12 protein-coding genes are annotated in these 14,026 nt (G+C 63.4%); 8 read left to right on the forward strand and 4 right to left on the reverse strand.

Going from position 1 to position 14,026, the window contains the following annotated elements:
- Positions 1-25: 25 nt before the first annotated feature.
- The 4 genes from FN835_RS08965 (at position 26) to FN835_RS08980 (ending at position 6,246) form a co-directional block, all read left to right on the forward strand.
- Positions 26-226, forward strand: coding sequence for a hypothetical protein (locus FN835_RS08965; protein ID WP_142662883.1), 201 nt, complete (start codon positions 26-28; stop codon positions 224-226).
- Positions 227-844: 618 nt separating this feature from the next.
- Entirely contained in the window at positions 845-2,752 is a 1,908-nt protein-coding gene (locus tag FN835_RS08970) for an ATP-binding cassette domain-containing protein (protein ID WP_185958632.1), read from the forward strand.
- Between the two features lie 18 nt (positions 2,753-2,770).
- Positions 2,771-5,008 carry a glycoside hydrolase family 3 N-terminal domain-containing protein gene (locus FN835_RS08975; protein WP_142662885.1) on the forward strand — a complete coding sequence of 746 codons (2,238 nt, stop codon included), beginning with the start codon at positions 2,771-2,773 and terminating at the stop codon, positions 5,006-5,008.
- Positions 4,996-6,246, forward strand: a complete 1,251-nt coding sequence (locus FN835_RS08980) for a glucoamylase family protein (protein WP_142662886.1) — start codon at positions 4,996-4,998, stop codon at positions 6,244-6,246. The genes FN835_RS08975 and FN835_RS08980 overlap by 13 nt, the downstream gene beginning before the upstream one ends.
- Here the strand turns inward: FN835_RS08980 and FN835_RS08985 are convergent.
- The 3 genes from FN835_RS08985 to FN835_RS08995 all read right to left on the reverse strand — a co-directional run bounded on the left by FN835_RS08985 (position 6,222) and on the right by FN835_RS08995 (position 9,507).
- Complete coding sequence (locus FN835_RS08985) at positions 6,222-7,487, reverse strand: glycoside hydrolase family 15 protein (RefSeq protein WP_142662887.1); 1,266 nt, start codon at positions 7,485-7,487, stop codon at positions 6,222-6,224. The two genes, FN835_RS08980 and FN835_RS08985, sit on opposite strands and share 25 nt — an antisense overlap.
- Position 7,488: 1 nt before the next feature.
- Positions 7,489-8,223, reverse strand: a complete 735-nt coding sequence (locus FN835_RS08990; RefSeq protein WP_185958633.1) for an alpha/beta hydrolase — start codon at positions 8,221-8,223, stop codon at positions 7,489-7,491.
- 108 nt (positions 8,224-8,331) lie between these two features.
- Positions 8,332-9,507, reverse strand: a complete 1,176-nt coding sequence (locus FN835_RS08995; RefSeq protein WP_185958634.1) for a calcium-binding protein — start codon at positions 9,505-9,507, stop codon at positions 8,332-8,334.
- 231 nt (positions 9,508-9,738) lie between these two features.
- Here FN835_RS08995 and FN835_RS09000 point away from each other — a divergent pair, with 231 nt between their 5' ends.
- From FN835_RS09000 to FN835_RS09015, 4 genes are all read left to right on the forward strand, one after another.
- Positions 9,739-10,191 (forward strand): cupin domain-containing protein, encoded by a 453-nt coding sequence (locus FN835_RS09000; RefSeq protein ID WP_142662890.1) that lies wholly within the window; start codon positions 9,739-9,741, stop codon positions 10,189-10,191.
- Positions 10,192-10,461: 270 nt separating this feature from the next.
- Positions 10,462-10,677, forward strand: a complete 216-nt coding sequence (locus FN835_RS09005; protein ID WP_142662891.1) for a hypothetical protein — start codon at positions 10,462-10,464, stop codon at positions 10,675-10,677.
- A 65-nt stretch (positions 10,678-10,742) separates the two neighbouring features.
- Complete coding sequence (locus FN835_RS09010) at positions 10,743-10,949, forward strand: hypothetical protein (protein WP_142662892.1); 207 nt, start codon at positions 10,743-10,745, stop codon at positions 10,947-10,949.
- Between the two features lie 140 nt (positions 10,950-11,089).
- Positions 11,090-11,269 carry a hypothetical protein gene (locus FN835_RS09015; RefSeq protein WP_142662893.1) on the forward strand — a complete coding sequence of 60 codons (180 nt, stop codon included), beginning with the start codon at positions 11,090-11,092 and terminating at the stop codon, positions 11,267-11,269.
- 309 nt (positions 11,270-11,578) lie between these two features.
- Here FN835_RS09015 and FN835_RS21750 read toward each other — a convergent pair whose 3' ends face one another.
- Positions 11,579-14,026, reverse strand: coding sequence for a beta strand repeat-containing protein (locus tag FN835_RS21750; protein ID WP_185958635.1), 2,448 nt, complete (start codon positions 14,024-14,026; stop codon positions 11,579-11,581).

Here is a 14,026-nt window from a genome sequence, read left to right on the forward strand (position 1 = left end):
TTTAGCCGCCATTCGGATCGGACCGATGCGTTTTTTGATCTTGGGGATGCTGACAGGCGCCATATGCGCGCTGACCGTTCTGCTTTTAGGGGCAGGGTGGTTGGTCGCGTTTGCGACCTATAGCATTGCCGGAACGCTGGGTGTGCTGGCAAATGCGCTTTGGGCCGCCTATGCCCCCGAACGCACCCCTCAGGATGAGATTGCAAAGGCGCCGCAGGATCTTTGATTCGTGCGCAGGCGGACCGGCCATGCGATGGCGATGCTCGCATGGCCGGCAACTGATCGGACGGGCTGTCAACCTTTGTCCTAATCACAAAAGCCCCAGCGGCGGATTGATGCGCGTGACCGGGGCAACATGGCAACAGTTTTCCCGCGCATAAACCGAAAACCCGGCTGCGTGTCAGGCAACCGAACCCGGTTCGACTGCGAAAGAGATCGCGCCAATCCGAACCTTGGAAGCGGCAGCGATGCCTGTGGCTGGTCTGTTTATTTTTCCCACGAACCGGACACTTAGGCGCGGCGCATGTCCGATGCAGGCCAGCCGCAACCTGCACGAGAATTCTGCCCCGCTGCGCATCAGTCAGCACGATTCCCAACGAAATCGCAGCCCGATGCGATCTGGTTCCATCACACCTAGCGATTAATACAGCCCCGCAAGGGAGATCGGCGGTTTACCGCCTAGAATAAAACTTGATATGCTTTCCCTACAGACAGCTCGCAATGCGCACATTTTCGCGCAGCGTGGACTGAAATTCGAACAATGTGCCGAAACTCGGCCCGCAGGCGACTTGTCGTTGTTTGTGGGAATGCGTGGCCGTGTTTCTGCACTAAAGGGACAGTGCAGTTGAAACGTCTGAGTGGGTTCTGGGGTCTTCTGTTCGCGTACTGGTCATCAGAACGCTGGCGGGAGGCATGGCTGCTGACCGTCGTCATTCTTGCGATGACGACGCTTCTCAGCAAGGCAAGCGTGTGGGTGGCATTGGCGAGCGCGGATTTCGTGGCCTCGCTGGCGAATTTCCACCATTCCGAGGATGGGATTGATCCCGTTCATGTCGTGCTGCTGGCTGCAGGCGCCTATCTGGCGATCTTCGTGGGGCGTTCGACCGGGGTGGCGCTGCGCCATTACGTCTCCTCGACCCTGCACCGGCGTGCGCGCGGCTGGCTTGCGGGCAAATTCAACGACGCGATCCTGGCCGATGAACGCATCGCGCTGGACCTGATGAGCGACCGCTCGGCTGCTGGGGACGGATCGCGGATGCCCGATGCCATCGATCAGCGCATCGACGTGTGTTCGGCAAACCTTTACGGCGGTGTCATCGGGCTTTCGATGGGGATGTGGGGGGCCGTCGCCTCGACCTATTTCGTGTTTTCGGCCCTGTTGCAGCGCAGCCAGCCCGTGCCGTTTCTGGACCGCTGGGCCGCGCAGGTCGGCACGACGCTGGAAACTTCGGTCGGCGTCAGCCTGAACCTTGTGCCGGGGCAATACGGCTCGGCCCTGCTGAGCCTTTTGCTGATCCTGATCTATGTGCCCACGATCACCTATGTCGCATGGCGGCTGGGACGCATCATCGAGCGGCTGACCATTCGCCGCCAGCGCCATGACGGTGCATGGCGCGGCGAATGGGGCAGCATGTTGAACCGCGTCAGCCAGATGGCCTCGGCGCGGGGCGAACGCGCGCAAAGCCGCATCAACAGCCAGCTTTACGCCGATCTGGACCGCACATGGGGCAAACAGAACTGGTTGGGCGCGGGCGTCATGCTGTTCACCACCGTCTACAGCTTCCTGTCGTCGCGCCTGCTGGCCTATCTGCCGGGTCTGCCGTCCTATATGGCGGGCAACCTCAGCTTTCGGAATTTTGTCGCCAGCAGCGAACTGACGGCGGAACTGATCGGCGACGTGTCGTGGTTCATCAACGTCATGCCCGAAATTGCCGCGCTCAAGGCCAATGCCGCGCGCCTGACCGAACTTGCCGCCGCGATCGAGCGGGTCCGCGAACGCCAAGGCTTTTACGCCGAAACGGGCGTCAGCAAGTTTGAACGCCTGCGCCGGGACAAGGGACCGCTGCTGGCGCTGGAAAATCTGCGCCTGCACCATCGTGGCCATGACACCCCGGCTTTCCTGACGGTTCCGAACCTGCAACTGCAACCCGGCAACCGGGTCTATCTGAACGGGCAGAACGGGTGTGGCAAAAGCAGCCTTCTCAAGGCTGTGGCGGGGCTTTGGCCCTATGGCGCGGGGCAGGTCGTCATGCGCGACGGGGCCAAGCTGTTCTTTGCCGGGCAGGAACCCGACGTGCCCGATCGCCTGACGCTCAAGGCGCTGGTGACCTATCCCGACCATCCCGAACAGCACAGCGACATCGCCGCCGCCGCCGCTTTGTCGCGGGTGGGTCTGGGAAGCTTCGTCCATTGCCTTGAGGATGAGCTGTATCAGGGCAAGAACTGGCGCAACGTGCTGTCGGGCGGACAGAAACAGCGGTTGGTCCTTGCGCGGATCCTGCTGGCCAAGCCCGACGTTCTGCTGCTGGACGAAGCGACGGCAGCGCTGGATGTCGATGCCATCGTGGACTTCCATCTGACGCTGTGCGACTGCTTGCCCCGGACTGCGGTGCTGGCGGTGCTGCATGGCGAAACGGCGCCCTATCATCCCGATGGAGCGCCCTTCTATTCGGCCATGCTGGACATCCGCGACGGTGTCGGACGGCTGCGCCCGGTCCCTACGGAGCTTATTGCCCGTCACGCGGCAGAGTAAGACGCAAGGGGAAGGCGCATGGAGATGCACGATGCCGTCGAACGCCTGATGGCGGCGATGACACTGGACGAAATGATCGGTCAGCTGAACCTGTTGCCTGCGGGCGAAGGGCTGGTGACGGGCGCGCAGCAACCCACCTCGTTGTCGCAGCGGCTGGATGCGGGGCAGGTCGGCGCGATCTTTGGCACAAAGTCGTTGGCGACGGCGCGCGCCATGCAGGAACGCGCACTGGCCGGTTCACGCCTTGGCATCCCGCTGTTCTTTGCCGAGGACGTGATCCACGGCCACCGCACCGTCTTTCCGCTGAACATCGCTTTGGCCTGCAGCTGGGACATGGATCTGATCCATGACACCGCCGCCTTTGCCGGGGCCGAGGCAGCCTCCGAAGGGTTGCATCAGGTCTATGCCCCCATGATCGACGTCAACCGCGATGCCCGCTGGGGCCGTGTTGCCGAAGGTCCGGGCGAAGACCCGTTGCTGGCCTCGCGCATTGCCGCTGCGGCGACGCGGGGCTTTCAGGGCAGCGTACTTGGCGCATCCGGCCATGTCGCGGCCTGCCTGAAGCATTTCGTGGCTTACGGCGCGCCGCAAAGCGGGCGCGACTATGACAACGTGACGCTGGCACCCGAGGATTTGCTGGAAAGTTATCTGCCGCCCTTTGCCGCAGGTCTGCAAGCGGGAGCGGCCAGCGTCATGGTGTCGTTCAACGCGGTCAACAAGCTGCCCATGCACGCGAACGGCCCGCTGATCCAGGGCTGGCTGCGGGGCGGGCAGGGTTTCGATGGGCTGGTCGTGTCGGATTACACCGGCGTCAAGGAACTGATCGCGCACGGCCTTGGTGCGCCTGCGATGATCGTGGCCCGCGCTTTGCACGCAGGCGTCGATATGGACATGGTGGGCGAGGATTATCTGCGCGAACTGCCCGCCCTTGGCCGCGACGGGCTGGATGCGCCGGATGCGGGGCTGACGCTTTCCGCAGGCGAGATCGTCGAACTGATCCGAACCTCGTGCCGTCGCGTCCTGACCTTCAAGGCCCGTCTGGGCCTTCTGGACGATCCGTTCCGGGGCATGGCAGGCAGCGCGCCCGACCGCGCCGCTGGCCGAAAGCTGGCGCGCAAGGCCGCCGCCGCCTCAGCGGTGCTGCTGCAAAATGATGGGCTACTGCCCTTGGCCCGCGATACCAAACTTGCGCTGATCGGTCCCTTTGCGGCGGATCGCGCGAATATGCTGGGGACATGGGCCGTGTCGGGCCGGGCCGAGGATGTCGTGCCGCTGGACCGCGCCATTGCCGCGCTGACCGGGGTTGAACCGCAAGTGGTCTGGGGCGCCAACATCGTTGACGAACCATGGCTGGAAACCCGCCTGAATGTCCATGGCGTGACCGTCACCCGCGACCCCCGCCCCGAGGCAGAGCTGCTGGCCGAAGCCGTCGCCGCAGCCCATGCCGCCGATGTGGTGATCGTCGCGGTGGGCGAGGCCAAGGAACATGCGGGCGAATCCTCCTCGCGCCTGTCGCCCGACCTGCCCGCGCCGCAGCGCCGCCTGATCGCCGCGCTGGCGGAAACCGGCAAGCCGATGCTGGTCGTCGTCTTTGCCGGTCGCCCCATCGCCCTAGGTCAGGTGCCCGCTCAGGCCAATGCGCTGCTTTATGCGTGGCATGGCGGCGTGGCCGGTCCCGAAGGCGTGGCCGATCTGATCTTTGGCGCGGCCCAGCCCAGCGGGCGGTTGGCCATGTCGCTGCCCGCCCATCCGGGCGAGGTGCCGTTAAGCTATGCGTGCGAGCCGACGGGGCGCCCGCATCCCGGTCGCTTCGCGAAGTTCCTGACCGGCTGGCTGGACATGCCCGATGACGCGCCGCAGTTCCCCTTTGGCTTCGGGCTGGGCTTTGGCGGGGTAAGCTATGGCGCGCCCTGCCTGTCGCAGACCGCCGCTCAGGCGGATGAGGTGATCGAGCTGCGCGTGACGCTGACGAACCCCGGCCCCCATCCCGCGACCGAAACGGTGCAGCTTTACGCCAGCGACCCGGTGGCCCGCGTCACCCGGCCCGGCCGCAAGCTGATCGACTTTGCACAGGTCGATCTTGCCGCAGGCGAAAGCCGCGATGTGGCGTTCCAGATCACCGCAGACCAGTTCCGCTATCCGCTTGCCCCCTCGATCGAGGCTGCCGAGTGGGTCCGCGATCCCGGCCTGATCCGCCTGCATATCGGCCCGAACAGCCGCGACACCCAGATGACGGAGCTGACATGGCTGTCCTGAAAGGTCTTGACGATGCCGCGCTGTGCGACCGCGTGGCACAGGCGACGGCGCTGTATTTTCTGGATTGGAGCCACCCGGTCAGCGGCATGGCCCGTGAACGCAGCGGCGGATCGTTCGGCTATGACATCAACGAAACCGTCTGCACGGGCGGCACGGGCTTTGGGCTGCTGGCGCAGATCGTCGCGGCGGAACGCGGCTGGCGACCCAGGCACGAAATCCTTGATCGCGTCGAACGCATCGTGGGCTTTCTGGAAAGCGCCGATCGCTTCGACGGGGTTTTCCCGCATTTCCTGAACGGCACGACCGGGCGCGTCCTGCCCTTTATGGCGGGCGATGACGGCGGCGATTTGGTCGAGACGGCGTTTCTGATGCTGGGCCTGCTAGGCGCTTCAAGTTACTTCAAGGAAGATTGGCTAACGGACCGTATTCAGGCGATTTTCGACGCTGTGAATTGGGCCGCGCATCGGCGCGAAGACGGCGCGGTCATGTGGCATCGCCATCCCGACCGTCCTTGGGCTGCGAACGCCCTGCCGATCCGCGGCTGGAATGAGGCGTTTCCCGTATTCGTCCTTGCCGCAGGATCGCGGACCCATCCGATCCCGGCTGACAGCTATCATGACAGCTGGGTGCAAACCCCGACCTTTCTGAACGGGCGCAGCTATGGAGAAACCGTGCTGCCTTTGGGACCGGATTGGGGCGGGCCGCTTTTCATGTCGCAATACCCGTTCCTTGGCATTGACCCGCGCGGGCTGCGTGATGCCTATGCCGATTATGGCAGGCATGTCCGCGCACATGCGCTGGTCAACCGCCTGCATTGCCTGCGCAATCCACAGGGCTGGAAGGGATATGGCGAAGATTGCTGGGGGCTGACCGCCAGTGACGATCCATCGGGCTATGTCGCGCATTCGCCGACCGATGACACGGGCACGATCACACCCACTGCCGCGCTGGGCTCATTCGCCTTTGTCCCGTCCGAAGCGATGCCCGTGCTGCGCCACCTGCACGACGATCTGGGCGACAGGATCTGGGGCGAGGCGGGCTTTGTCGATGCCTTTTGCCCGGCGCAGGACTGGGTGGCGGAAAGCCGCCTTGCCATAGATCAGGCACCCATCGTCATCGGGCTGGAAAACCACCGTTCGGGCTTGCTTTGGCGGCTGGTGTCAGCGCGCCCCGAGGTGCAGCGCGGTTTGCAGGCGCTGGATTTCAGCGCGCCTTACCTGCCACCCGCCATTGCCTGAAGCGCGTGGTCGCGGGCGGCGACCGCCTCAAGAAAGGCCGCTGCCGACCATGTAAGATCAAGGCATGAGGTCGGCGCGCCCGTGCTGCGATCAAACTGTTCGGGCAGGGGGCCGGGGGGCGGGGACACGGACTGGATCAGCCGCAACCCCGCCTCGGCCCGTTCAAAGGCCACGCGGTCGCCGGTCTGGGCTGCGATGCGGTAATGCAGTTCGGCGAAGCCCAGCGTGGTCGGAAACCACGGATTGCCGCCGAAATATTCATCCTCGGCCCAGCGGCCCACAGCAGGGACCGGCCTTTCGCGGTTGATCGGGTAAAGCGCGGCAAACCGCGCCTCAAGTGCTGCGACTGTCGCCAGATTGCGCGGCGCGGTCAGGGCAAAGGGGCCGCTGCTGCGATTGGCGTGCAGGATCGCCAGGCATGTCGCGGCGTCCAGCCGCCCATCGGGCGCTTCGACGCTTTCGCGCCAGCCGCCTGTGGTTTCATCCTCGGCCTGCTGCATCAGCGCGGCTGCGCGTTCGGCGGCAGGATTGCCCGCGCGGTCCAGCGCGTCCCATTGCACCAGCAGCGTAAAGGTCGTGCGGCGCAGCGGCACCTCCTCCCACGGGCCGATCGAGGGGCGACCGACGACGCGCGCCGTATGCGCCAGATCGCGGGCAATCAACGTCTGCGCCTGCGGGCTGTCCAGTTCGGGCAATTTGCGAAGCACGGCCATTACGGCCGATGCACGCAGGGCCGGGCCGTCATCCTGCGGTCTGCTCCACCGTTCCAGATCGGGCGCGCCGTCGGCGGCAAAGCGCGGCTCCTCAAGCCATGCATCGCCGCCCAGTGCTGCCAGTTCCGCATCTGGGCGCAGGAATTTCGCGTGATCGGGCTGCGTCGTGCCGTGAAGCGGGTTGACCGACGGTCCCGCGCGTTCCGGGTCCGAGATGTGCAGCGAAAACGCCACGAAATCCGCAAAGAACTGCTGCCAGAACCCCTGCGCCGATGGGTCGGCCTTGATCGCCAGCGGCAGCGCACGCAGCACGATGGCGGAATCGCGGATCCAGTGATGGAAATAATCCGGCTCGGGGTTCCAACTGGCGATGCGCGGAGAGGCGAGGATCGAGCCGGGAGCGGGCACGACCGTCCATCCAAAACCCTGCCGATGCCGCGTCAGATGCGTGGCCGAACAGGCATTGCGCATGGCGCGGGCCGAGGCCAGCCGCTGGTATTCGATCCATACGGGATCCGGGCCGAACATGCTAAGCCCCCAACGCCGTCAGGGCCGCATTCAGCATCCCGGCGCAGGGCGCGCCAGCGGGGCAGTGATGCTCTCCGGGCAAGGCGCCGAAAAAGCGGCCGTTCTGCGCGGCCATGAAATAGGCGCGGGCATCTTTCAGCGGGATCAGCCCGTCTTCGCTGCCGGTGACCACGGCCAGCGGCGCGGCGATGAGGTTCAGCGCGGGTTCGGCATCCGCCGTCTGCATTTCCGCGAAATATGCGGGGGATTCACGGCGCACCTCGTCGATGGCGGCTGGGCCCATCGCTTCGCGGGCGCGTTTCAGCACCTGACCCGACATGGGCGGCGACATGGCAAGCACGTGATGCGTATCGTCCGAGGCCGCGGCCAGATGCGCCACGGCAAAGCCCCCAAGGCTGTGGCCCGCAAGCGCGCGTGGCGTGTCGGGCCATTGCTGCGCCACCCAATCCCATACGCCCGTCGCGGCACGGACATGGCCGGTAAATGTCAGCTGGTCCGGCGGGCCGGAATCGGGCAGGGCAGCGGAATGGGGCAGTTCTGGCGCAGCCACCCGCCAGCCGCGCGCCAGATAGGCAAGCGCAATCTCGGCGATCTGGGGTTGGGCGGGGGCGCCGTTGCGGCCATGAACCAGCAGGACCGTTCCGCGTGGCGTCCCCTGCGGGGTGGCCACGATCACGGGAACCGACGCGGCCATGCGCTGCGCCGCGTCGGTCCATAACTTCGGCAATCCGGTCATCGCGCCTGCTCCCCATCCCGCAATTATGGGACCAATAGGCGCAGGTTTCGGCGGGCTGTAAACCATCGCCCGCCGTCAAAATTGCAAAAACTTTAACCTTCTACCGTTCTAGATGAGATCGAAGACATTGCTGAGCAGAATCGTGTCGCTGCCAATGGTCAGCAGCGTGCCGTGCGCGTTCTCGGTCGCGGTGTAATGCCGTCCGCCAAGGTCCAGAACGTCGATGCGGGTATCAAAGCCCAGAACCGTGTCATGGCCATCGCCCGCGCGGAAGATCAGCGTGTCGCGGTCGCCGTCGCCCGGTGCGCGCATGTTGAAGAAATCGCCATTGGCCGAAATCAGGTCATCGCCGCGACCGCCGTTGATCGTGTCGCGCCCTTCGCCGCCTTCCAGCGTGTCGTTCCCGCGCGAGCCAAGCACAACGTCATCGCCCCACCGCGCATTGGCCTGAAAGCCTGCGCCACCGCGTCCGATGACGGCGCCAGAGCCATCAATCGTATCGCGGCCTTCATGGGTCCAAAGCTGTTCCATGCCGTAATATTGCAGCGTGGAACGCGCCCCGCCGAAATCGGTCTGCGAAGTTCCGGCGAAAGACCCGCCCTCGGCAACCCAGTTGATCTTGACCGCGACGCCGGGCGAATTTTCATAGCCGCCCTTGATCCAGACGTTCATCAGGTCCTGACCCGCGCCGCCATAGATCGTGTCATTGCCAACGACTTCGTCGAAATTGCCCTGACCCCAGCGGATATTGTCGCTGCCGTCGCCGCCATAGATCAGATCGTCGCCGGTGCTGGACTGGATGAAGTCGTGCCCGTCACCCGCGCGGATCGTGTCATTGCCCGAGCCGCCGTCGATGAAATCGTCAAAGGCCGTGCCGATGATGACGTCATTTCCGTCACCTGCATAGACGGTCAGTCCATGGGTCGGGGTGCCGTCATGGGCGGGGGCCAGATGGGCGCGCGCGCCATTGATCGTATCGTCGCCCGAGCCGAGGTGCAGGCGTTCGACTCCGGTGAATTTCAGGACATTCGCGCCCTGCCGAGCAATGCCGTCCTCGGTCGTGTCGAAACGCAGGTTGACGCCGATCTTGCTTTCGATGAACAGCCGGTCGCCGCCGGTGCGGTCCATATAGGGGTTGGCATCATAGCGTTCGTTCGTGTCGCCACCATGGAAGGTCACCGAGCCGATGGCAGGGTTCCAATAGAATTCGTCGTCTCCGCCGCCAGCATGGATGGTCTGTCTGGCTTCGGTGGCGCGCAGGACGTCGTTGTTGTGGGTCGGCATGTAAGCTCCGTTCCGGCAAAAAGGCTTTACGCGCCAAGGCCCAGGCGCGGGGTCGGTCGCAGTCATACTTACAACCTAAGATTGCACAGTAATGACAAATCAACCAAAAGGCGAGCGTTAACTATTTGTTCGATGCCCGGATCGCGCCGCACCTGCTTGCGCTAACGGCCGGGTTTCGCGCCTGACTGCATCTGCGCTAAAATGCGGCAGACCAGTTGCGAAAGGCGGGCCATGCCCAAGATCGATCTTGAACAGGTTCCCACATTAAAAGGGACGGGTTATCCACCGGAATTCGATGCCATTTCTTCGGAAAGGTTGCGGCAGCGTCTGGGCGATGCAGCCGGATTGGCCGATTTCGGCGTCAATCTGACGCGCCTGCCGCCCGGCAATTGGTCAAGCCAGCGACATTGGCATTCTCACGAAGATGAATTCGTTTTTGTCGTCTCGGGCGAGCTGACATTGATCGAAAATGACCGCGAGACTGTGCTGCGCGCGGGCGACTGCGCGGCCTTTCCCAAAGGAATCGCTGACGGGCATCACATGGCGAATCGGTCGGATCAGATGGCGGTGTATCTGGAAATCGGGTCGCGTCATCCCGACGACCTGATCTGCTGTTCCGATGTCGACATGATCAGCGCCAATGCCGATGGGCTGTTTCGCCACAGGGATGGTCGGCCATATTAAGTCCGGTGCCATGCCTGAATGTCGGGCAGGGCCGCGCCATTGGCATAAGCATCAGTTGCGACTGGAACATTTGCGCCAAATCCATGCAGGTAATCGCACCCACCATGATGGCTGGCAGATCAATAAGACATATAGGCTCGATGCAAAGCGCGGGCGCGATCCCGCGCAAGGCAGTCACAAGCAGGTGACAGGCCACCCCGAACGCATGGCCGCACGGGGCGGTGCCGGATAAGCTGCCTCGAAGAAGAACGAAAACAGAGGCATATCGAGATGATCAAGACAGGTTCTGCATTCCTGGCACTGACGCTGCTGGTCGCGGGATGCGGCGGCTATAACAACCCGACGAACAGTGCAGCGGTCCGCACGGTCGGCGGCGCTGGTCTGGGTGCTGTCACAGCCGACGCATTGGGCGGATCTAAGACGACCGGCGCATTGATCGGTGCGGTTGCGGGCGGTCTCTCGTGCACCAGTGGCAATTGCTATTAACGCGACGGCTGGAACATGACCTGTTGTCACGGGTTGGCCCCTGAATTGATCAAAGGAGCCTGCCCGTGAACGACCCTGACCCTCATGCCCGCAAGCCCGCTCCGCCACAAGCGGGGCGTGCCGCGATCCGCATCGTGATCGTCCTGGCGGTGATTGTCATTGGCGTCTTTGCATTGCGCCAGTTCTGGCACGCCGAGGAGCGGCAAGAAGATCCTACCAGCGCAACCGCACCGGACAATACCGCAGGGCAGGGCCGCGCGCCTGCTGAATGACCGAACGCGTTGCAGCGTTGCCGACAACTCAACGGTAAAATGATGCAGTAAAGCGGAATTATACTGGTGCAGCGGCGGGCAGTATGCCTAAACATGGATTAATATATTTATATTTCGCATGAGAGAGGGGGTGCCTCGCGATGACGATGAACGACAGCGCGGGGACCAATCCCGAAACCGCAAGACTGATGGCCGAACTGCGCGAACAAACGCGGATCGAGCCTATCTCTCCGCGCCTTATGCAACTGGCCCGCGAGCTTGATCAGGCTTTGCACGCGGCCCAGCTTTCACGGACCCCGCCAGAACAAGAGGCGGGTTGATCGTATATAGCAGGGCTGGGCGGGCGCGATGCAGCCCGGCATCCGACCATCGCCAGAGATGGGATGGCGCGCGGGAACATTTCCCTTAGGTCGCAGTTCAGGCGTTTCCGTTGATGTGTGATCCGGCGTCCGTCTTTCCTTCTGACGACGTGGGCCGGGCAGGTCATGCTGGCAAATCCTGTCCCGGACAACGCGGTCCGCAGAACGGGGTCGGGGCGTCGGGCGTCGCCGATATGCGCGGCGTCCTTCGTCCCGATGCAGCCGATGCGCAATGCCGCCCGACCATGGCCGGGCGGCAAGCTTGGCTGCTTAGACAAAGGTAAAGTCGGACGCATCCACCATCCCGGCAGACGCGCCGACCAGCGTGATCGACGTGCCGCCGAAGCTGATCACGGCATTGCCATTCACGGTAGAGATGTTCAGGTCGCGGAACTCGTCATAGGCCGCGCCGCCATGGATCACGATGCGGTCGATGCCGTTCTGCCAATCGGTGATGCGGTCGGCATTGTTCGCAGCAAGGAAGTGGAACTGGTCGACGCCAAGACCGCCGGTCAGCACATCATTGCCCGCATGTCCCCAGATCACGTCATTGCCCGCGCCGCCGATGACGGTGTCATTGCCCAGACCGCCCAGCAGCGTGTCATTGCCCGCGCCACCGTTCAACACGTCATGGCCGAAGCCGCCGTCGATATTGTTGGCGCCCGCATTGCCCGTCAGACGGTCCGCCAGTTTCGAGCCGATCAGGTTCTCGATCTGGATCAGCGTATCGACGCCCTGACCGCCGCCGGTGGTCTGCGGTCCGGTCAGCGTCAGGTTTACGGTGACGCTGCCCGCAGACCCGGCATAGCTGGCCGTGTCGATGCCCGTGCCGCCGTTCAGCGTGTCATTGCCCATGCCGCCCGCCAGCACGTCATTGCCCGCGCCGCCGATCAGGTTATTGGCGGCGGCATTGCCAGTGATGCGATCGGCAAAGTTCGAACCGATGACGGATTCGATCGATTCCAGCCGATCCGTGCCCTGTCCGCCGCCCAGCGTCTGCGCCTCGGTCAGGGCAAGGTTCACCGTCACGCCGCCGGCCGCTGCGGCATAGCTGACCATATCGCGGCCCGTGCCACCCAGCAGGGTGTCGTTGCCCGCCCCGCCGATCAGCGTATCGTTGCCCGCGCCGCCATCGACGTAATCATTGCCGATATGGCCGGTGAAGATGTCGTTGCCGTCAAGCAGGTCGATGCGGCTGTAGCTGCTGACCTGACGGATGGCGCTGATGTTGAAGATGTCGTTCCCGCCGGTCCCCGAAATGTCGTAATAGGACATGTCCAGTATCTCGGTCCCGATGACGTTTGCGGCCGTCAGCGTAAAGCGCGACACCGCGATGTCCGAAGTCAGGCGGATCGTGTCCGCGCCAAGCCCACCGTTGTAGATGTCGTTGCCGAAATTATTGCCGCCGATCAGGAAGGTGTCGTTACCCGTCCCGCCAAACAGGCTGTCATCACCCGTGCCGCCGATCAGTTCGTCATTGCCCGCACCGCCGTTCAGCGTGTCATTGCCCGCACCGCCATCGACGTAATCGTTGCCAGCATAGCCGGTAAAGCCGTCATTGCCGTCATACATATAGATGCGGCCATAGCTGTTGGTGTTGGTGATGCCCGAGATGTTGAAGATGTCGTTCCCGCCGGTCCCCTCGATGTCGTAATAGGAAAAGTCCAGCGTCTCGGTTCCGATCACGTTGCCGCTGGTCAGCTGCAGCCGCGAAACGGTCACGTCCGAGGTCAGCAGGATACGGTCGGCACCCGCGCCGCCGTTATAGATATCCAGCCCGAAATCGCTGCCGCCGATGCGGAAGGTATCGTTGCCCGTACCGCCGATCAGATTGTCATTCCCGGTGCCGCCGGTCAGCGTGTCATCGCCCGCCGCGCCGTTCAGCGTGTCGTTGCCGGAACCGCCATCGACGTAATCGCTACCCGCATATCCGGTAAAGGCATCGTTGCCATCATACATGTAGATGGTGCCGTAGCTGTTCGTGCTGGCGATGCCCGAGATGTTGAAGATGTCGTCGCCGCCCGTCCCTTCGATGTCGTAATACGAAAAGTCCAGCAATTCGGTCGAAAGCACATTCCCCGCCATCAGCGTCAACCGCGAGACGGTCACATCCGAGGTCAGCAGGATACGGTCCGCGCCGTCGCCGCCGTTATAGATGTCAAAGCCGAAATCACTGCCTCCGATGCGGAACACATCGTCGCCCGTGCCGCCCATCAGGTTGTCATTGCCGTTGCCGCCGACCAGCGTGTCGTTCCCGGCACCGCCGATCAACGTGTCATTGCCTGCACCGCCATCGACCAGATCATTGCCGATATAGCCGGTAAAGCGATCCGCGCCATCAAGCATATAGATCATGCCATAGCTGTTGGTCAGCGTGATGCCCGAAATGTCGAAGACGTCGTTCCCACCCGTCCCCGAAATGTCGTAATAGGAAAAATCCAGCATCTCGGTGCTGGTCAGATAGGTGCTGTTCAGCAGCAGTTGCGACACGACCAGATCCGAACTTAGCTGGATGCGGTCGGCGCCATCGCCGCCGTTGAAATAGTCCGTGCCGGGATTGGTGCCGCCGATGCGGAAAATATCATCGCCAGACCCGCCGTTCAGCGTGTCATTCCCGCCATAGCCGATGATCGTGTCATTGCCGCCCAGACCGTTGATGACCTCGGACAGATCGGTGCCGGGCAGACTGTCTGCGTTATCGGTTCCGGTAATCGCCAT

The organism is Paracoccus laeviglucosivorans (genome assembly GCF_900182695.1).
GTDB classification, from domain to species: Bacteria; Pseudomonadota; Alphaproteobacteria; order Rhodobacterales; family Rhodobacteraceae; genus Paracoccus; species Paracoccus laeviglucosivorans.